Origin of the sequence: Citrobacter sp. Cm038 (assembly GCF_030333105.1) — a bacterium.
Taxonomy (GTDB): Bacteria; Pseudomonadota; Gammaproteobacteria; order Enterobacterales; family Enterobacteriaceae; genus Citrobacter; species Citrobacter murliniae.
In genome coordinates this window covers 161775-182029 of the sequence record NZ_JAOWGO010000025.1, presented here as the reverse complement: position 1 = coordinate 182029, position 20255 = coordinate 161775, and the positions used below count along the sequence as shown (strand labels likewise).

Here is a 20255-nt window from a genome sequence, read left to right as displayed (position 1 = left end):
GCCCCCGGTGACACACACTCGCCGGGGCTGCATAAAGCCAGTGTTCAATGCCTCTGTGATTTAACATCATCCTCAGAAAGCCCGGTGATTCTGACGATCAACTCCCGTGGAAGACCGTCTTCCAGCATTGAGCCAGCAATACGCAACGCTTCCTCACGGCGCCCTTCGGCTAAACCTTTTTCAAGACCACGTTGCATACCTTCCCGCAGCCCTTTCCTCTGTCCCGCCCTGCGTATTTTTTCTACAATGTTCATTGTACTCTCCTTGTATCCGGGTACCTGCTGCGCCAGTTTACGCATAAATCGACTAAATCTCGGTTTGTGTCCGTGCTGGATAAGCAGGTAATTAAACAGCGCTTTTAGCTGGCTGTCATTAGTGGTTCCAGTAGTCAGGAGCGAGGCCACTTTGTCTGCCAGCCCCATCAGATCACGCCGACGTATATGTTTTTGCATCAGCTCCAGAAGCGCTACGCGTCGGTGCTGCATGATGTCATCATCCGGAACGACTGTGATATCCACTAATGGAAATGCCGACAGGTAAAGCTGATGTGCCAACGCCGGATTATCGAACTCATCCAGCCAGCACAACGAGAAAGGGTAAGGCGTGTCGATGCCGTGATAAAACAGCATCGGTACCACTAACGGTAACGTGTCATGCCCAGCGTCGAGATGGCTTTGCATTGCCGCTATCGCATAACGCATCAGGCGAAACGCCATATGAGTATCGGGACTGCTTTGATGTTCAATCACCACATAGATATAACCATCACCCTCACTGGTTTTCATCGACCAGAGCACATCGGAATAATAGGCGCGCAAGTTTTCTTCGATGAAACTGGCGGGTTTCAGTTCTAATGTCGTGAGATCGCATAATGTACGTAACCTGGAGGGAAGATGAATTTCAATAAAGTCGCGGGCAGTCTCCGGATACTTTAAAAATGTTTTAAATAGCGCATCGTGCGGTGTGGAAGTGGGCGATTTCTTTATGGTGGTCCGTCACCTGATTCACATAATGACGCGACTGTACTCGCCATCATGACGGATAACACCCAGACTTTATCGGATATACGAACACAGTTCGGAGATAAACCGCCTCAACTGTAACGGATTCATTTTTGCGGGATAGTGTACGCAGAAATGCCGGGCCAACCCGGCATATTCGGCTTAAAGAGACGTCCGACCAAACGCCCCCTGCCAGTCGTGCTCAAACTTGGCTACAGCGGCATCAACAGCTGGGGAACTTATCATCTGCTGAGCTACATCCAACGGCAGTGTGATTGCTTCGCAGCCGACCAGCAGGCAATCCAGCGCCTGACGTGGCGTTTTAAAGCTGGCAGCCAGAACTTTGGCGTGCGGAGCGTGCATTTTCAGTAAGTTCTGCAGATCGGCCACCATCTGAATCCCATCGCCCCCCTGCGCATCCACGCGGTTAACATAAGGTGCAACGTATTCTGCTCCCGCCAGCGCAGCTAACAATCCCTGTGCCGCACCATATACTCCCGTGCCCAGCGTCGGGATCCCTTCTTCCTTCAGTAACTTAATCGCCGCCAGACCTTCTGCTGTGACCGGCACTTTCACCACGATATCAGGAATAATGGCCCGAAGTTTACGCGCATCGCTAACCATACCCTCAGCGGTCGTCGCCATTACCTGAGCAAACAGACGCCCCCGGCCTCCCATCGCGTCATACAAAGCCGGTAGTAACATCTCCAGCGTCTTCTTGCCTGCTGCCACAATGCTCGGGTTTGTGGTCACTCCTGCCAGCGGAAAAATACGCGCCAGGGCTTTCACCGCGTCAATGTCAGACGTATCTAAATAGAGTTCCATAACCTTTCCTCAACGAATATTTGCCTGGATAAAAGGTAGCACGGCAAAACCTCGCAGTTAGTTGACGCACGTCAATATAACTTTCATTCGAAAGTAATTTAATCTTTATATGAAAGAAAAGAGGCCGCTTATGATTTTCAATATTCAGCGCTATTCCACTCACGATGGTCCCGGTATCCGTACCGTAGTGTTCCTTAAAGGATGCTCCCTGGGCTGTCGCTGGTGCCAGAATCCAGAGAGTCGCGCCCGTACACAGGATCTGTTATACGACGCGCGTCTGTGCCTGGACGGCTGCGACCTGTGTGCTCAGGCCGCACCCGCGGTGATTGAGCGTGCGCTGAACGGCCTGTTAATCCATCGCGAAAAACTAAGTGATGAAGCGATCGCTGCACTGACCCACTGCTGCCCAACTCAGGCACTGACCGTTTGCGGCGAAGTCAAAAGTGTGGAAGAAATCATGTCCACCGTGCTGCGCGATAAACCGTTTTACGATCGCAGCGGTGGCGGGATAACGCTTTCCGGCGGCGAACCGTTTATGCAGCCGGAACTGGCGGCAGAATTATTGAAAGCCAGCCACGACGCAGGTATTCACACGGCCGTCGAAACCTGTCTGCATGTACCCTGGAAGTATATTGAACCTTCATTACCAGACATCGATCTGTTTCTTGCCGATCTAAAACATGTGGCCGATGCGCCGTTTAAACAGTGGACCGATGGTAGCGCCTCACGCGTACTGGAAAATCTGAAAAAACTGGCCGCGGCCGGTAAAAAAATGATTATCCGCGTGCCGTTAATTCAGGGATTCAACGCTGACGAAGCAGCCATCAAAGCCATTACCGATTTTGCCGCCGATGAACTTCACGTCGGTGAGATTCATTTTTTGCCCTACCACACCCTGGGCATCAACAAATACCACTTACTCAGTCAACCCTACAACGCCCCGGATAAACCGCTTGATGCGCCTGCATTGCTTGAATTTGCCGAGCAGTATGCCTGCCATAAAGGTTTAACCGCGACCCTACGAGGATAACCGCCATGACCACACTGAAACTGGATATACTCAGCGATCGTATCAAAGCGCACAAAACGGCCCTGATCCACATCGTGAAACCGCCAGTCTGTACTGAGCGCGCCCAACACTACACCGAGATGTATCAGCAACATCTGGATAAGCCTGTCCCGGTTCGGCGCGCGCTGGCACTAGCGCATCATCTGGCGGAACGAACAATCTGGATCAAGCATGACGAGCTGATTATAGGTAACCAGGCAAGCGAAGTGCGCGCCGCGCCTATCTTCCCGGAATATACCGTTTCCTGGATTGAAAAAGAGATCGACGACCTGGCGGATCGACCAGGCGCAGGCTTTGCGGTTAGCGAAGAAAACAAGCGGGTACTGCATGAAATTTGCCCGTGGTGGCGTGGTCAGACCGTGCAGGATCGCTGCTACGGTATGTTCACCGACGAACAAAAAGGTTTGCTGGAAACCGGTATTATCAAAGCCGAAGGCAACATGACCTCTGGTGATGCGCATCTGGCGGTAAACTTCCCGCTGGTGCTGGAAAAAGGTCTTGATGGTCTGCGCCACAAAGTCGACGAGCGTCGTGCCCGCATTAACCTCACCTGCCTGGAAGACCTGCATGGCGATCAGTTCCTGAAAGCCATTGATATCGTCCTCGATGCGGTGAGTCTGCACATTGAGCGTTTTGCCGACCTGGCGCGTGAAATGGCGGCCACAGAGACCCGCGAAAGTCGCCGCGATGAACTGCTGGCAATAGCGGAAAACTGCGATGTTATTGCCCACCAGCCACCACAGACCTTCTGGCAAGCGCTGCAATTGTGCTACTTCATCCAGTTGATTCTGCAAATTGAATCAAACGGTCACTCGGTATCGTTTGGTCGCATGGACCAGTATCTCTATCCGTTCTATCGTCGTGACGTGGAGCTGAACCAGTCACTGGATCGTGAGCATGCCATTGAACTGCTGCACAGCTGCTGGCTGAAACTGCTGGAAGTGAACAAAATCCGCTCCGGGTCCCACTCAAAAGCGTCAGCAGGCAGCCCGTTATATCAAAACGTTACCATTGGCGGGCAAAATCTGCTTAACGGTCAACCAACAGATGCGGTCAATCCGCTCTCTTATGCCATTCTGGAATCTTGCGGTCGTCTTCGTTCAACTCAGCCAAACCTCAGCGTGCGCTATCACGCGGGAATGAGTAACGATTTTCTTGATGCCTGCGTACAGGTAATTCGCTGCGGTTTCGGGATGCCGGCCTTTAACAATGATGAAATCGTCATCCCGGAATTCATTAAGCTCGGTATTGAACCTCAGGACGCTTACGACTATGCAGCGATTGGCTGCATCGAAACCGCCGTTGGCGGTAAGTGGGGCTACCGCTGCACCGGCATGAGCTTTATCAACTTTGCCCGCGTAATGCTGGCTGCACTGGAAGGTGGTCGTGATGCCACCAGCGGGAAAGTGTTCCTGCCACAGGAAAAAGCACTCTCCGCGGGTAACTTCGATAATTTCGACGAAGTAATGGCTGCCTGGGATACGCAGATCCGCTATTACACACGTAAATCCATCGAGATTGAGTACGTAGTCGATACCATGCTGGAGGAAAATGTTCATGACATTCTCTGCTCCGCACTGGTAGACGATTGTATTGAGCGTGCAAAAAGCATTAAGCAAGGCGGCGCAAAGTATGACTGGGTATCTGGCTTGCAGGTCGGTATTGCTAACCTCGGCAACAGTCTGGCGGCAGTGAAAAAATTAGTCTTCGATCAGGGGGTTATTGGTCAGCAACAGCTGGCTGCCGCACTGGCAGATGACTTTGACGGTCTGACTCATGAGCAGTTACGCCAGCGTCTGATCAACGGTGCGCCAAAATACGGTAATGATGATGACAGCGTCGATACTCTGTTGGCCCGCGCTTATCAGACCTATATCGACGAACTGAAACAGTACCATAACCCACGTTACGGCCGTGGCCCGGTTGGTGGCAATTACTATGCCGGTACCTCTTCCATCTCCGCAAACGTGCCGTTTGGTGCAGCAACTATGGCGACGCCGGATGGCCGTAAAGCCCATACTCCGCTGGCGGAAGGCGCGAGCCCGGCCTCCGGCACCGATCATCTTGGTCCGACTGCGGTTATTGGTTCGGTTGGCAAGTTGCCTACCGGCTCGATTCTCGGCGGCGTACTGCTCAATCAGAAACTGAATCCAGCGACGCTGGAGAATGAGTCTGATAAGCAGAAACTAATGATCCTGCTGCGCACCTTCTTTGAAGAGCACAAAGGCTGGCATATTCAGTACAACATCGTTTCCCGTGAAACGCTGCTGGAAGCCAAAAAACATCCGGATCAGTATCGTGACCTGGTGGTGCGTGTCGCTGGCTACTCCGCCTTCTTCACCGCCCTGTCTCCGGATGCGCAGGACGATATCATCGCCCGTACGGAACATATGCTGTAGCAGCACTCGGATAACTACCGTGTTTATCCAGTCTTGAACCATTCCCCAATGGATTTCAAGTTGCAGGAACGCGGCAAGGCGGTACGTCCCCAGTCGCTTACATCAGTAAGCGACTGGGGCGAACCACCACTGCCAACGCACCTGTGGCGTGAAAGACGAAGTGGAAACTTTCATTCGAAATTAAATTTGTGCTGTAGGTCACATTGTTATTAGAATGTTGCTGGTTGCAGTGAAAGCCAGGAGCATTTATGACCATCAAAGTTATCGTCACCGATATGGACGAAGATAATAAATAAAAAACAATTGGTTATATTTTTAAGGGGTGCTATAGGGGGACTTTAAAGGCATAAAAAACCCGCCGAAGCGGGTTATAGACGTTAACTATTTATATGTTCGTAAAGCTCTCGCGCCTCTTTTCTTGACCTGTCTATGTGCTCTGCCAAGTCGCTAAGGTGTACAAGTCGCGGTGCTTTTTGACTCTCACCTTCTGCGTTAAGCCACAGCTCACCGTAAACAGCAGCAGGGTACTTTTTCATAAGGCGGCTCATGACGCGCTCAAAGCGCTGTAACTGGTCATCAGGTACATGAGAGAAGCGACGCACGTATTCACCAGCTAACGCTGCATGGATACGGCTTGATGATTGGTTTAACTGCTGGATTAAAGTTTTCACGTTCATTGCTCCTTTGGCTGATTTTGGGCAATAAAAAGCCCTCGCGAAGAGGGCTAATAAAAACGCTCCAGCTTCACTTTTATTTTTTAAGTTCTTTCTCTTTTAGTTCGCGGCGCGGGCTGTAGAGAACCCCATCAACAACGATGTAATCGCCGTTAATCCACTTAGTTATCGCCTGCGGCAAAACATCATTCACGCGAGCAAACTCAGCTCTGTTTCCATCAAAATATTTATCAATATATTCAGTAAGTTTCATAAACCCTTCGCCGTTTCGATGTGACTATAATAATCATTTTTTGGTTATATCGACAAGTCAATCATAACCATTTTTTGGTTATTTGTTTAATTCAGCACTTTTTGCAACTTTTGCCGCTTTCGCTATCGTTGGACGGCTAACTCCCATAGCCTTTTCAATCTGGCTATAGCTGCGACCAGCCTTTAGCAAAGCAATGATTGCCGCCTGTTTGTCGAGATCCGCGCCGCGCCCCTTATACTTACCCTCAGCTTGCGCTTTTGCTATCCCCTGTTTTTGTCTGCGGCGTCTGTCCTCATAATCCTTTCTGGCTATTGCCGCCAGCATATCCAGCATCATGCTATTTATAGCGTCCAGCATGCGCCCGGTAAATTCATCTCCGCTAGCCACCAGCATATGAGACGTAGGAAGGTCGAGAGCAACCACCCTGATCCCTTTCTCGCTAATTGCCTTCCTTAGCTTTAACCAATCATCGGTATTCAAGCGCGAAAGTCGATCCACTTGCTCAATGAGCAAAATGTCACCCTTTTGCGCCGCCTCCAAAATCCTGAATAATTCCGGCCTTTCAAGTTTTGCCCCGGATTCATTTTCCACATGCCAAATCGGAGAACGTAACTCATGCTCATTGGCGAACTTCACCAAATCACCTTTTGCACGTTCTGCATCTTGGTCGTCAGTTGACGCCCTCAGATATCCAAAAACAACCGCCGCCATATTTTAACCCTTCGAGTTAACTTTAAGTCCAAATCCTAAACTAGTTAACTTTAAGTCAAAAACGACACTAAACCAACAACGAAACGACTAGTTAATCTTGGTCATACTCTTTTTTAACCACCACAAAAACAAAAAATCCCCCGAAGGGGATTATTAACTCATTTCCGCTTACATTCCCTGATTAAGCATTTTGTCTACCTTGGCGCGACTAACCTTTCCAGAATCTACACGTCTATCTACTTCCCTTTCGCACGCGAATGACATCGCAGCTTTAACATCAGGAGCGTACTTACTGTTTTCATTACTCACTTCTTTTTCGCAACTCACCAAATCAGCTAATGAGGCCGCTCCTAGTTTTTCCTGCATTTCCGGGCTTTTCGATTTTTCCACCATTAGCTTTTGCCGCTCCTGCGCTTGTGACTGCGCCTCTGCTTGCGCTTGCTGCTGCATTTGCGCCTGAACTTGAGCTTGATATTGAACCAGATCAAACATTTCTTCACATCGCTCATAGCGAGCGTTATCCATATCTGCCTCCGCTTGAGCCAAATATGTCCCCGCCATCGCCGCCCCAAATTGCGAACCTGCAGCCTCAGCCTTAAGTTTTTGACACTGGGGATGATTCGCCTTTCCTACGCAGCCAGAAAGAAACATAACAGCTAAGAACAATGTCGCCCATTTACTGATCATAAGAACAATATCCCCCTTTATGGTGTGAGCCGGTGCCGCCGTGCGGATGCTCCCCCCTTGGGCAGGCCATTGCAGATGTTGCCACCAGCAGCAAACCCAAGCACATAATCATTTTTTTGATTTTCATGATATTTTCCTTAGCCAATAAAAAACCCGCACATAATGCGCGGGTTATCGTGGTGTTTTGTTGCTTCGTGTGCTAATCGTTTTTTGGGATCACAATTCCGGGGTTTAGTGCTAACAGTTCGGCGTAAATGTCTTTTTTGATTTGCTTCACCAAATCCGCGCCAATCAACTGACCTGAAAAATTATACCAACCCGACCAGCCATTTCCGTTTGTTGCCACTCTTATTCTAAACTCGGCGTCTGTACCAAAGAATACTTGCTGTATCCAGTAGTTAGGGTCCGTTACTGCTTGCTCTGGCAGGTCGTAGGTATATATCCTCCAGGGTAAAACCGATACCAACCGGAATGGAACCCTGCCCGGATATCTCCAGGCGGTATCCGTGGGCCTCACCCTCTGCCCGCCAGGTAGCGCGGCGTTGATTAACCAGACTCATGGATTGACTATCCCACTTGTAACCCGCGTCAGGGTTGTCGGCATATCCGCGCGATACTCCCGGTGTGTGTACTTGCCCCCGCTCTTGATGCCAACCACGCACCTATAGCGCGTAGAACCGTCCTGTTTTTGTCTTTTTTCGATAGTATAAAAGGCCATTTTGGGGTGCTCCAAGGGGTGCCGGCGCATGCAAATGATGCAGTTTTATACCAAAATACCCCATAATGAGTTTTACCAAAAACAAGCAATTAAAGTTAACAAGCTGATTTATATGAATAATCCCATCGCACCCAAAACCAACCCCGTCCGTGTCATCGTCACCGATATGGACGGAACTTTTCTCGACGACGCCAAGCAATACGATCGTGAACGATTTATGGCGCAGTATCAGCAATTGAAAAAACAAGGCATTGAATTTGTCGTCGCCAGCGGTAACCAGTATTACCAGCTCATTTCCTTTTTCCCGGAACTCAAAGATGAGATCTCTTTTGTCGCAGAGAACGGTGCGCTGGTGTATGAGCATGGTAAACAGCTGTTTCACGGCGAGCTTACCCGCCATGAATCCCGTATCGTCATTGGCGAGCTGCTAAAAGATAAACAGCTCAACTTCGTAGCCTGTGGTCTGCAAAGCGCCTACGTCAGTGAAAATGCGCCGGACGCCTTTGTCTCCCTGATGTCGAAACACTATCACCGGCTAAAACCGGTAAAAGATTATCAGGATATCGATGATGTGCTGTTTAAGTTCTCACTAAATCTGCCCGATCAGCAAATCCCGTTGGTAATTGACCATCTGCATACCTCGCTGGACGGCATTATGAAGCCCGTCACCAGCGGCTTTGGCTTTATTGACCTGATTATTCCAGGTTTGCACAAAGCGAATGGTATCAGCCGCCTGCTAAAACGCTGGAACCTGTCTCCGCAGAACGTGGTAGCAATTGGCGACAGCGGCAACGATGCAGAAATGCTGAAAATGGCACGCTACTCTTTCGCCATGGCAAACGCAGCCGAGAGCATCAAATCCATTGCCCGTTATCAGACCAGTGATAACAACCATCAGGGTGCTCTGAACGTGATTCAGGCCGTGCTGGATAACACCTCCCCCTTTAACGCCTGAGCCTGTCTACCGGAGTACTCCACTCCGGTTTTCTCTCTTTTTGCATTCTGCGCCCCTCATCAAATTATTAAACTTGCATTAACTTATTTATAACTTATATTGTCATATGTAAGTTAAATTAGTTTCGAATGAAGATTTATGTGAGGTGGTTATGGCTTTTACTTTTACCAGCGACACATTGCCTGCTGATCATAAAGCAGCAATCCGTCAGATGAAGCAGGAACTGCGGGCGCAACTTGGTGATGTCCAACAGATCTTCAATCAGCTTAGCGATACCATTGCCACGAGGGTGGCAGAGATCAACGCCCTCAAAGTGCAGGGTGATGCCGTCTGGCCGATGCTCTCTTATGCCGATATCAAAGCAGGTACTGTCACATCAGAACAGCGTGAACTGATTAAACGTCGCGGATGCGCGGTTATCAAAGGCCATTTCCCCCGCGAACAGGCTCTCGGCTGGGATCAGTCAATGTTGGACTATCTGGACCGCAACCGCTTTGATGAGGTCTACAAAGGACCGGGAGACAATTTCTTCGGTACCCTGAGCGCATCACGTCCTGAGATCTATCCGATTTACTGGTCACAGGCGCAAATGCAGGCCCGCCAGAGCGAGGAAATGGCTAATGCGCAGTCGCTTCTCAACCGGCTGTGGACGTTTGAAAGCGAGGGTAAACAGTGGTTTAACCCGGACGTCAGCGTCATCTATCCGGACCGCATTCGCCGCCGCCCACCGGGAACCACCTCTAAAGGCCTTGGAGCACATACTGACTCAGGTGCACTGGAACGCTGGCTGCTTCCGGCCTATCAGCGCGTTTTCGCCAACGTCTTTAATGGCAATCTGGCGAAATACGATCCGTGGCATGCGGCGCACCGCACTGAAGTCGAAGAGTACACGGTGGATAACACGACCAAATGTTCGGTGTTTCGTACATTCCAGGGCTGGACAGCGTTGTCCGATATGCTGCCAGGCCAGGGGCTGTTGCACGTAGTGCCTGTTCCTGAAGCCATGGCCTATATCCTGTTACGGCCACTTCTGGATGATGTCCCGGAAGATGAACTGTGCGGCGTAGCGCCAGGAAGAGTGCTGCCGGTTTCAGAACAATGGCATCCGCTGCTGATCGAAGCGCTAACCAGCATTCCACAACTGGAGGCCGGAGATTCCGTCTGGTGGCATTGCGATGTGATCCACTCTGTAGCCCCTGTAGAAAATCAACAGGGCTGGGGTAATGTGATGTACATTCCCGCCGCACCGATGTGCGAGAAAAATCTCGCCTACGCCCATAAGGTGAAGGCGGCACTGGAAAAAGGCGCATCACCGGGCGATTTTCCGCGCGAAGATTATGAAACCGACTGGGAAGGACGCTTTAGGCTGGAGGATTTGAATATCCACGGCAAACGCGCACTGGGAATGATTTAATCATCATACAGGCCTTCTCTCTCTACGGCGGTGCGTCGTTTTCCCTGACGTATCCGCCGGACTGATTCACGTATTGTCAACGCGCCATTAAGCAACAGAGTGCCAATCGGGGCATCGGGTCGCACCAGCCGTTGCTGAAGCATATGTACCGCCTCAATGCCCAACTCATCACGTGGAACGTGTACTGCAGTTAAGAGAACATCCTGAACTGCCGCCAGATTAAAGCCATCAATGCTCATCACCGAGACATCCTGTGGTACCCGTAGCCCGTGCTTTTGCAGGGCACTGATCGTCCCTGCCGCCATAAAATCCCCGCCAACCAGAAACGCGGTCGGTAGCGTTTTCGCCGACGTCTGCTTCAGCCATTCGCTTATTTGTAGCTCCGTTTCTTTTGCACTGAAACTGGGCACCACCAGTAGATCGCGTTTGTCATTAAATTTCAGATTTCGCGATTGCCACGCATCGCGGATCCCTGCCAGCCGAAGCTCCATGGTGTAACGACGCAGACAAAGCACGTTGATGATTTCCCGATGTCCCATTTCAAAAAGGTATTCGGCCGCCAGTTCGCCAACCGCACGATGATCGGGAGCGATTGCAGGCAAACGAACATGCCTGTCGCGACAATTGATCAACACACACGGTTTGCCGACATCAACCATAAGATCATGAATATGCGGATCGTCAATGCCCAGCAAAATCACCGCCTGCGTTTCCGGCTCATTGATGCGTGTCAGAAAAAGCTGTGCATCACTATCCAACTCCTCCAGCGCGCAGTAACGCAGCCGTACTTCATGGGAAGCCAAGCCTTTACTTAAACTTTGCAGAACGCGGAAATAAAAGATATCAGACCGCTCATCGAATGCCCGTTGCGGTGCAAAAACCAACAGATTATTCAGCAGCAGTCGACCCGCAGCCATTCCCTCCATCACCCCCAGTTCCCGCGCACATGCCAGCACCTTACTCCGTGCTTTTTCGCTGGTGTTGGCCTTCCCTGCGAGAACGCGGGAAACAGTGCTGATAGAGAGCTGCGTCCGGGCTGCAATTTCTGCGATTTTTAACCTTTTATCCATTTTGTGATCTCGGTCCACCAGGTAAATGAAAAAATTTTCACAGCGTTCAGATTAAGCAGTAACTGACCTCGAAAGCATGATGCCAAATTCAGATGCATGGTTATGAGAAAGCTTGCACAAATTCTGCTATTACCGACCAAATTTCTCGCTTAAGGTTAATTTGCACAACGCTTCCATACTAGTTTGATATCAGTATTAATTAAAAAAACAATTAACTATCAAAGTGATAGATATATATCAATCGAAATGGATTTCCCCCTACATCGTCCGTCTTGTGGAGAGAAAAAATGAGTCAGGACATTAACAACACGGTTGCAGCAAATAAAACTCGCCGGGTGATTAAAAATTTGCGCTGGTATGTGCTGGTGCTTTTTTTACTTGGCGTGACGGTTAACTACATCACCCGAAACTCTTTGGGTATTCTGGCTCCGGAGCTAAAACTGAGCCTGGGTATTACCACCGAACAATATTCCTGGATTGTCGGTGCCTTCCAGCTCGCCTATACACTTTTTCAACCTCTGTGCGGCTGGTTAATTGATGTAATCGGTCTGAAGCTCGGCTTTATGGTCTGCGCATGCTTGTGGGCCATTGCTTGTATCGCTCACGCGGGTGCTGGTAGCTGGCTGCATTTGGCGATCCTGCGCTTCTTTATGGGTGGTGCGGAAGCCGCCGCCACCCCAGCCAACGCCAAAACCCTTGGCGAATGGTTCCCGAAAGCTGAACGTCCTGTTGCTGCCGGTTGGGCTGGTGTGGGTTTCTCGATTGGCGCAATGCTGGCTCCACCAATTATTTATTTCGCGCACGCCTCATTTGGCTGGCAGGGCGCATTCATGTTCACTGGTGTGCTGGCGCTGCTGTGGGTCATTCTGTGGTGGGTGTTCTACCATAATCCGGAACAGCACCCGAATCTTAGCAAAGACGAGCTGGCCTGGATCAAGCAGGATAATGAAGCCGCCCCGGTAAAACTGCCCTTTTTCACCTCTCTGAAAGATGTCGCTAAAAACAAACGTTTTTACGGTATTGCCATCCCTGCTTTTATGGCCGAACCGGCCTGGGCAGTGTTCAGTTTTTGGATGCCGCTCTACTTCGCCAAAGAATACGATATGGATCTGAAGCAGATTGCCTTATTCGCCTGGCTACCGTTTCTCGCCGCCGACCTGGGTAGCGTAGCAAGTGGTTATCTGACCAAACTCTATACCCGCCTGTTCGGCTGTTCACGAGTTAACTCAACCATCGCCAGTTCTGTCACCGGCGCATTCCTAATGATTTCACTTGCCGTGGTAGCGCTCACCCGGGATCCGATTATTGCCGTGATCCTGATGTCCATTGGCGGCTTCGGGCATCAGATCATCTCCTGCATGTTAAGTGCGCTGGTCGTAGAGTCATTTGATAAAGGCCAGATGGCGACCGTGAACGGCATGCGTGGTTCGGCGGCATGGATCGCCAGCTTCCTGTTCTCCCTTTTAATTGGGGTTACCGCTGACAAAATCGGCTTTAACCCGCTATTCATCGCCATGGGTTTCTTCGACCTGATTGGCGCTATTTTCCTGGTGGCATTTATTGCTGAACGTCGCGCCAAGCGCGCTTGATAGTGGATGTATTGCATATGAAAACCCTGAAGACCTGGACCGTTAATAAGCAGTCGGCTCATCATCTGGAACTGCTGGTGGATAACCAGCACCACCTGTGCCTGTACGTACTGGAAGACAATCTGTTCCGCGTACTGATTAGACGCAAAGGTGAACTGGCGCTGGACAGAACCTGGAGCATCGCCCCGCAGCAAGATGTCCCCTGGGAGGGGCGTCATCGAGATGATTTAAGCGGTTTTACCTGCCCTGCGTGGACTCTGGAACAACAGGATGAAACGGTGACAATCAGCACTGAACAGCTACGGGTCACTGTACATCACCCCCTGTGGCTGGAATGGCACTATCGTAATGACGCCGGAGAATGGCAACCTCTTGCCAGCGATCGCGCAACCAGTGCCTACCTGCTAAATGCGCACGGAGATGGCGTGGCGCACTACCTGAGTCGTCGCAAAGATGAGCGTTTTTATGGCTTAGGTGAAAAAGCAGGTAATTTGCAGCGCAATGGCAAACGCTATGAAATGCGTAATCTTGATGCAATGGGTTATAACGCTGTCAGCACCGACCCGTTGTACAAACATATTCCGTTTACTATTACCCGTCGTGATGATGTGAGCTACGGTCTGTTTTATGACAATCTGAGCAGTTGCTGGCTGGATCTGGGAAATGAAATCGACAACTATCACACCGCGTATCGCCGCTGGCAGGCAGAAGCTGGTGATATTGATTACTACATGTTTACCGGAAAACGCGTCCTGGACGTCACCAAAGCGTTTGTACGTTTGACCGGAAAAACCCTGTTCGGACCTAAGTGGAGCCTGGGGTATAGCGGCTCGACGATGCATTACACTGACGCCCCGGATGCACAGAATCAGCTAATGAACTTCATTCGCCTGTGCGATGAGCATGCAATACCGTGCGATTCATTCCAGCTCTCTTCCGGCTATACCTCGATCAATGGTAAGCGCTACGTCTTCAACTGGAACTACGATAAAGTGCCGCAGCCGAAAGTGATGTCCCGCGCCTTCCATGAAGCTGGACTGAAACTCGCGGCAAACATCAAACCGTGCTTATTGCAAGACCACCCACGCTATAACGAAGTCGCCGAAAAGGGCCTGTTCATTCGTGATTCAGAAACGAATGCGCCGGAACGCTCAAGTTTCTGGGATGACGAAGGGTCTAACCTCGACTTTACCAACCCACAAACCATTCAGTGGTGGCAGGAAGGAGTTACTACCCAACTGCTGGAAATGGGCATCGACTCGACCTGGAACGACAACAACGAGTTTGAAGTCTGGGACGGTGAAGCACGCTGCAACGGCTTTGGTCAGGAGATTGCTATCAAGCACATTCGACCAGTGATGCCACTGCTCATGATGCGTGCCTCGCTGGAAGCACAACAGCGGTTTGCCCCGGAAAAACGTCCCTATCTGATCTCGCGTTCAGGCTGCGCCGGAATGCAACGCTACGTGCAAACCTGGAGCGGCGATAACCGTACCAGTTGGGACACACTGCGCTATAACACGCGGATGGGGCTGGGGATGAGTCTTTCCGGGCTGTATAACGTCGGTCACGACGTTGGCGGTTTTTCAGGCAACAAACCAGATGCCGAACTGTTTGTACGCTGGATACAAAACGGCGTGATGCACCCACGCTTTACTATCCATTCCTGGAATGATGACCATACAGTCAATGAACCCTGGATGTACCCAGCCGTCACCCCGGCCATTCGCAGCGCGATTGAACTACGTTACCGTCTGCTGCCCTACTTTTATACGCTGCTCTGGCAGGCGCATGCCGACGACGAACCAATGCTGCGTCCTACGTTCCTCGACCATGAACACGATGAGCAGACATTCGAAGAGTGCGATGACTTTCTGCTTGGCCGCGATATTTTAGTCGCCAGCGTGGTCGAGGCGGGCCAACGCCAGCGTCGCGTATGGTTACCGGACAATGAAACCGGCTGGTACGATTTCTACACCCACGAATGGTTCTCCGGCGGTCAGTGGATCACCCGCGATGCCCCGCTGGAAAAACTGCCGCTACTGGTGCGTGCAGGTGCCGGTTTGCCAGTCAGCGAACGTATCAGTCACGTCAGTGTAGAGGAAGACAATAAGCGTGAGCTGAAGTTGTTCCCAGTCAAAGGTGTGGGAACGGCAACAGGTCTGCTGTTTGAAGACGATGGTGAAAGCTGGGGCTATCAGAACGGTAATGCCTTGTGGGTTGAATGGGAGATGATATGTGACAGTTCAACCATTAACCTCAAGGTTAAATCCCGTGGCGATTATCGTCCGGCGTGGAAAGCGCTGAAAGTTTCGTTACCGATAGGGGAACAACGCCAACTGTTGGTGAATGGTAAAGACGGGAGTGAGTGGGTGGTGTAATTGAATGCCGGGTGGCAACTTCGCCTTACCCGGCTTACAAGGCAGACTATTGGCCCGGTCAGCGTAGCGCCACCGGGCCACAATGTTTAGCCGTCGATCCCTTTACTACGCAGATAATCTTCGTAGTTACCGGTGAAGTCGATTACGCGTTCCGGCGTAATTTCAATCACGCGAGTTGCCAGCGAACTCACGAACTCGCGGTCGTGAGAAACGAAGATCAGCGTGCCCTGATACATTTCCAGCGCCATGTTCAGCGATTCAATCGATTCCATATCCAGGTGGTTGGTTGGTTCATCCATCACCAGAATATTCGGTTTCTGCATCATCAGCTTACCGAACAGCATGCGCCCTTTTTCACCACCGGACAGCACCTTCGCAGGCTTTTTGATATCGTCCTGGCTGAACAGCAGGCGACCGAGGAAGCTACGTACAACTTGCTCATCGTCCCCTTCCTGTTTCCACTGGCTCATCCACTCGAATACGGTCAGATCGTTTTCAAACTCATATTCGTGATCCTGCGCGTAGTAACCTACTTGCGCGTTTTCAGACCACTTCACCGTACCGTTATCCGGCTGCAGTTCACCCACCAGCGTTTTCAGCATGGTTGATTTACCCACGCCGTTAGCGCCCAGGATGGCAATCTTCTCGCCCACTTCCAAAAGCAGGTTGAAGTTTTTAAACAGTGGGCCTTCATCAAAGCCTTTAGCCAGCGCTTCCACTTCCAGCGCGTTACGGAACAGTTTCTTATCCTGCTCGAAACGGATGAATGGGTTCTGGCGGCTGGAGGCCTTCACTTCATCGAGTTTGATCTTATCAATCTGGCGCGCACGAGAGGTCGCCTGACGAGATTTCGACGCGTTAGCACTGAAGCGGCTGACGAAAGATTGCAGATCGGCAATCTGCGCTTTTTTCTTGGCGTTATCTGCCAACAGACGCTCGCGAGCCTGCGTTGCCGCCGTCATATATTCGTCGTAGTTGCCTGGGTAAACACGCAGCTCGCCGTAGTCCAGATCCGCCATGTGCGTACAGACCATGTTCAGGAAGTGACGGTCGTGCGAAATGATGATCATGGTGCTGTCACGCTCGTTCAGCGTCTGCTCCAGCCAGCGGATGGTATCGATATCCAGGTTGTTCGTTGGTTCGTCGAGCAACAGAATATCCGGGTTAGAGAACAGCGCCTGTGCCAGAAGCACACGCAGTTTCCAGCCAGGAGCGACTTCGCTCATCGGTCCGTAATGTTGTTCTACCGGAATACCCACACCCAGCAGCAATTCGCCCGCACGTGCTTCTGCGGAGTAACCGTCCATCTCGCCGTATTTCACTTCGAGGTCGGCAACTTTATAGCCGTCTTCTTCGCTCATTTCCGGCAGCGCATAGATACGATCGCGTTCCTGCTTCACTTCCCACAGTTCAGCGTGCCCCATAATAACGGTGTCCAGCACAGTGAACTCTTCAAAAGCAAACTGATCCTGACGCAGCTTACCGATGCGTTCATTCGGATCGAGTGAAACGTTACCCAGCGTCGGCTCAAGATCGCCGCCGAGAATTTTCATAAAAGTGGATTTACCGCTACCGTTCGCGCCAATCAGGCCGTAACGGTTGCCGCCGCCAAATTTGACGGAAATATTTTCAAACAGCGGCTTACTGCCGAACTGCATGGTGACGTTGCTGGAAACTAACACTGGCGTATCCTGAAAGAAATATGTGACAAACCGCTTATTATGCCATAACTCTAAAATAAGATCGCGCCTTCGTGCTGAAGGGATAAAGTGAAAGCAAACGGAAAAAAATGTGATTTAGTACACATCCGAATTCCTTGTTGCTCAGAATGCACATATAATGCGTGCCCAACACTACATAAATCTCAACCCACTAGCCTGCTTGGCTTCAGAATCTCGCAAAAATGAATATGAAATTGACAACGCTTTTCGCGGCGGCGCTCGCGGTAGTTGGTTTTTGTAATACCGCTTCAGCCGTCACGTATCCGCTGCCTACCGATGGTAGTCGCTTGATTGGCCAGAACCAGGTCATCACCATCCCTGAAGGTAATACCCAACCGCTGGAGTATTATGCGGCTGAATACCAGATGGGTCTGTCCAACATGCTGGAAGCAAACCCAGGCGTGGACACCTTCCTGCCGAAAGGCGGTACCGTACTGAACATTCCGCAGCAGTTGATTCTGCCGGATACCGTACATGAAGGTATTGTTATCAACAGCGCTGAAATGCGTCTGTACTACTATCCGAAAGGCACCAATACCGTGATCGTTTTACCAATTGGTATCGGCCAGTTAGGCAAAGACACGCCTATCAACTGGACCACCAAAGTGGAACGTAAGAAAGCGGGCCCAACCTGGACGCCAACGGCGAAAATGCACGCTGAGTACCGCGCTGCGGGTGAACCTCTGCCAGCCGTAGTTCCGGCAGGCCCGGATAACCCGATGGGCTTGTACGCACTGTATATCGGTCGTCTGTACGCTATCCACGGGACCAACGCTAACTTCGGCGTCGGCCTACGCGTCAGCCACGGCTGCGTGCGTCTGCGTAACGAAGACATCAAATTCCTGTTTGAAAATGTTCCGGTCGGCACTCGCGTACAGTTTATCGATGAACCAGTGAAAGCCACCACTGAACCAGATGGTAGCCGTTACATTGAGGTGCATAACCCACTGTCAACCACTGAAGCGCAGTTCGAAGGCGGGGAAATTGTTCCGATTACCCTGAACAAGAGCATTACCAGCATCACCGGTCAGTCTGATGTTGATCAGTCCGTCGTTGAGCAGGCAGTACAAAACCGTTCCGGTATGCCGGTTCGTCTGAACTAAGCAGACCAGAAACGAAAAAGGCGGATGAATCATCCGCCTTTTTTATTGCCTCTTTGCCGCTATCACATCAGCAACAACAATCCATATCCTACCAGCATCGCCCATATCAGCATCGGCACCGAGTACAGATGAAAACGCCACCAGATACGCCGGTCGTTTGCCATCCGTAATGCAATAATATTCGCCAGCGATCCCTGCAACAGGCCAAAACCGCCAATATTAACAGCCCAGGCCAGCAACTGCGTCGGTGGCACATAGTTCAACAGCAAAATCGTACCGGGAACATTACTGATAAACTGTGACAAGCCGATTGCCGTCAACCATAGCCCCGGCGCTGAGAGCGCCCCAATCTGGTTAGCTATCCCTTGCAACAGGGGTAATTGCGTCAGCAAATGTACATCAATGAACATCGCCATAAACACCAGCAATAACGTCCAGTCCACGCTGAGTATCACGCGACGAGCCAGGACCGTGAACCCCGCAGCCACAATCGCCAGCCCCCAGAGTTCCTGCTTCAATTCCAGAGCCGTCAAAAAGACGATATAGAACACCAGACAACTCCACACCAGCCGAGGTTGCCAGTCAGGCGCAGATGTACCGGTATGATAATGCAAGGCTTTATGCGGAAAACTGAACCAGCAGAGCACCACCAGCGTCAGCATCATGGCGCCAGCAAGCGGTGCCATTTGCCAGGTAAACGCCGCAAATGAAAGGCCAGAGCGTCCCCACATCAGGATGTTCTGCGGATTTCCTATCGGCGTCAGCAACGATCCGGCGTTAACCGCCAGTGCCTCAAAGATGATGAGGCGGTTAACCGGGATAGCGCACAGTTTTTTCAGGGTAATCGTCAGCGGAACGACAATAAATAAAGCAACATCGTTGGTCAAAAACGTCGACAGTAACGCCGCAGCCAGCACCATAAATATTGCCAGCTGACGTTCCGTGTTGAAACGGCGAGTCATTTTTCGCCCTAACACGTCAAAGTAACCGCTTAACTCCACGCCTTTGGTGAGTAGCATCAGACCACTGAGCGTAATGATCGTGTGCCAGTCAATTGCCCCCGGCCAGCTCCGGGGCGCAAACGGCGTCAACAGACTTAGAATAATCCCGACGATGATTAGCAACTGGAAAAAGCGATCGCGCTGCAAAGCGCGTAGTAAAGGAAAACTCATTCAGAGCCTGTTCCATGTTGTTGCGTAAACCGGCTAAAAGCCTCCAGCGTTTCCTTGCTCACGTGGTGTTCCATGCCCTCCGCATCACGACGGGCAATTTCTGGACTGATCCCTAACATCAGCAGAAAATTTTCCACAATCTGATGACGCTCGCGACTCTCCTGAGCCAGCTTCTCGCCCTCTGCGGTTAAAAACACACCGCGCCAGGGGATCATTTCAATCAATCCTACTGACGCCAGGCGCTTCAGCATTTTGGCAACGGTGGGCTGGGAAACCCCAAGACGTGCCGCCATATCCACCTGGCGCGCTTCACCGACTTCGATAATGAGATCGGAAATCAGCTCAACGTAGTCATCAATCAGTTCGCGTCGATGCGCCTCCCTGACCTGGCGAAACCCTTCAACGTGTTCTTCAACATTCACCAATTGCGTCACTTTTTTTGTTGTTGGCGTACCTGCGCGACGACTCATTCTGCTTCCTCGTTACTGTGACGCGTTAACGGCATCTGATTAG

At 51.0% G+C, this 20255-nt stretch carries 19 protein-coding genes; 7 read left to right on the top strand and 12 right to left on the bottom strand.

Annotated features, from left to right (window positions below):
- Nucleotides 1-44 precede the first annotated feature (44 nt).
- Both OGY01_RS20400 and fsa read right to left on the bottom strand, forming a co-directional pair.
- Complete coding sequence (locus tag OGY01_RS20400) at nucleotides 45-986, bottom strand: Rpn family recombination-promoting nuclease/putative transposase (RefSeq protein ID WP_286493800.1); 942 nt, start codon at nucleotides 984-986, stop codon at nucleotides 45-47.
- Nucleotides 987-1163: 177 nt separating this feature from the next.
- Nucleotides 1164-1826, bottom strand: coding sequence for a fructose-6-phosphate aldolase (fsa, locus tag OGY01_RS20395; RefSeq protein ID WP_200010680.1), 663 nt, complete (start codon nucleotides 1824-1826; stop codon nucleotides 1164-1166).
- 130 nt (nucleotides 1827-1956) lie between these two features.
- Between fsa and OGY01_RS20390 the strand changes: the two genes are divergently transcribed.
- Complete coding sequence (locus tag OGY01_RS20390; protein WP_200010677.1) at nucleotides 1957-2856, top strand: glycyl-radical enzyme activating protein; 900 nt, start codon at nucleotides 1957-1959, stop codon at nucleotides 2854-2856.
- A 5-nt stretch (nucleotides 2857-2861) separates the two neighbouring features.
- The gene (locus tag OGY01_RS20385) at nucleotides 2862-5294 is read left to right on the top strand and encodes a glycyl radical protein (protein ID WP_200010674.1); all 2433 of its coding nucleotides are present in this window, start codon (nucleotides 2862-2864) and stop codon (nucleotides 5292-5294) included.
- Between the two features lie 377 nt (nucleotides 5295-5671).
- On the opposite strand, the gene OGY01_RS20380 is transcribed toward OGY01_RS20385, so the two are convergent.
- From OGY01_RS20380 to OGY01_RS20355, 6 genes are all read right to left on the bottom strand, one after another.
- Nucleotides 5672-5965, bottom strand: coding sequence for a pyocin activator PrtN family protein (locus OGY01_RS20380; protein WP_286493582.1), 294 nt, complete (start codon nucleotides 5963-5965; stop codon nucleotides 5672-5674).
- A gap of 79 nt (nucleotides 5966-6044) precedes the next feature.
- Nucleotides 6045-6221, bottom strand: coding sequence for a hypothetical protein (locus OGY01_RS20375; RefSeq protein ID WP_260863393.1), 177 nt, complete (start codon nucleotides 6219-6221; stop codon nucleotides 6045-6047).
- 78 nt (nucleotides 6222-6299) lie between these two features.
- Nucleotides 6300-6932 (bottom strand): recombinase family protein, encoded by a 633-nt coding sequence (locus OGY01_RS20370; RefSeq protein ID WP_286493580.1) that lies wholly within the window; start codon nucleotides 6930-6932, stop codon nucleotides 6300-6302.
- A 168-nt stretch (nucleotides 6933-7100) separates the two neighbouring features.
- The gene (locus OGY01_RS20365; RefSeq protein WP_286493578.1) at nucleotides 7101-7619 is read right to left on the bottom strand and encodes a hypothetical protein; all 519 of its coding nucleotides are present in this window, start codon (nucleotides 7617-7619) and stop codon (nucleotides 7101-7103) included.
- Nucleotides 7609-7746 carry a hypothetical protein gene (locus OGY01_RS20360; protein ID WP_286493577.1) on the bottom strand — a complete coding sequence of 46 codons (138 nt, stop codon included), beginning with the start codon at nucleotides 7744-7746 and terminating at the stop codon, nucleotides 7609-7611. The genes OGY01_RS20365 and OGY01_RS20360 overlap by 11 nt, the downstream gene beginning before the upstream one ends.
- 271 nt (nucleotides 7747-8017) lie before the next feature.
- Nucleotides 8018-8179 (bottom strand): hypothetical protein, encoded by a 162-nt coding sequence (locus OGY01_RS20355; RefSeq protein WP_286493576.1) that lies wholly within the window; start codon nucleotides 8177-8179, stop codon nucleotides 8018-8020.
- Nucleotides 8180-8449: 270 nt separating this feature from the next.
- Here OGY01_RS20355 and OGY01_RS20345 point away from each other — a divergent pair, with 270 nt between their 5' ends.
- Together OGY01_RS20345 and OGY01_RS20340 are read left to right on the top strand one after the other, a co-directional pair.
- Nucleotides 8450-9292, top strand: coding sequence for a Cof-type HAD-IIB family hydrolase (locus OGY01_RS20345; protein ID WP_286493798.1), 843 nt, complete (start codon nucleotides 8450-8452; stop codon nucleotides 9290-9292).
- Nucleotides 9293-9443: 151 nt separating this feature from the next.
- On the top strand, nucleotides 9444-10706 hold the full coding sequence (locus tag OGY01_RS20340; protein WP_286493575.1) for a DUF1479 domain-containing protein: 1263 nt from the start codon (nucleotides 9444-9446) through the stop codon (nucleotides 10704-10706).
- Here the strand turns inward: OGY01_RS20340 and OGY01_RS20335 are convergent.
- Nucleotides 10703-11776: a LacI family DNA-binding transcriptional regulator gene (locus OGY01_RS20335; protein WP_045441198.1), complete on the bottom strand. Its 1074-nt coding sequence runs from the start codon at nucleotides 11774-11776 to the stop codon at nucleotides 10703-10705. The genes OGY01_RS20340 and OGY01_RS20335 overlap by 4 nt on opposite strands.
- A gap of 287 nt (nucleotides 11777-12063) precedes the next feature.
- On the opposite strand from OGY01_RS20335, the gene OGY01_RS20330 reads away from it, so the two are divergent.
- Nucleotides 12064-13365: an MFS transporter gene (locus tag OGY01_RS20330; RefSeq protein WP_045441197.1), complete on the top strand. Its 1302-nt coding sequence runs from the start codon at nucleotides 12064-12066 to the stop codon at nucleotides 13363-13365.
- 17 nt (nucleotides 13366-13382) lie between these two features.
- The gene (locus tag OGY01_RS20325; protein ID WP_286493574.1) at nucleotides 13383-15746 is read left to right on the top strand and encodes a glycoside hydrolase family 31 protein; all 2364 of its coding nucleotides are present in this window, start codon (nucleotides 13383-13385) and stop codon (nucleotides 15744-15746) included.
- 86 nt (nucleotides 15747-15832) lie between these two features.
- Here OGY01_RS20325 and OGY01_RS20320 read toward each other — a convergent pair whose 3' ends face one another.
- Nucleotides 15833-17428 (bottom strand): ABC-F family ATPase, encoded by a 1596-nt coding sequence (locus OGY01_RS20320; RefSeq protein ID WP_048221791.1) that lies wholly within the window; start codon nucleotides 17426-17428, stop codon nucleotides 15833-15835.
- Nucleotides 17429-17649: 221 nt separating this feature from the next.
- Between OGY01_RS20320 and ldtB the strand changes: the two genes are divergently transcribed.
- On the top strand, nucleotides 17650-18570 hold the full coding sequence (gene ldtB / locus OGY01_RS20315; RefSeq protein ID WP_045441194.1) for a L,D-transpeptidase: 921 nt from the start codon (nucleotides 17650-17652) through the stop codon (nucleotides 18568-18570).
- Between the two features lie 62 nt (nucleotides 18571-18632).
- On the opposite strand, the gene OGY01_RS20310 is transcribed toward ldtB, so the two are convergent.
- Both OGY01_RS20310 and mntR read right to left on the bottom strand, forming a co-directional pair.
- A complete protein-coding gene (locus OGY01_RS20310; protein ID WP_286493573.1) occupies nucleotides 18633-19742 on the bottom strand; it encodes an anion transporter in 1110 nt (369 codons plus the stop codon).
- The gene (gene mntR / locus OGY01_RS20305; protein ID WP_045441192.1) at nucleotides 19739-20212 is read right to left on the bottom strand and encodes a manganese-binding transcriptional regulator MntR; all 474 of its coding nucleotides are present in this window, start codon (nucleotides 20210-20212) and stop codon (nucleotides 19739-19741) included. The genes OGY01_RS20310 and mntR overlap by 4 nt, the downstream gene beginning before the upstream one ends.
- Between the last annotated feature and the right edge of the window lie 43 nt (nucleotides 20213-20255).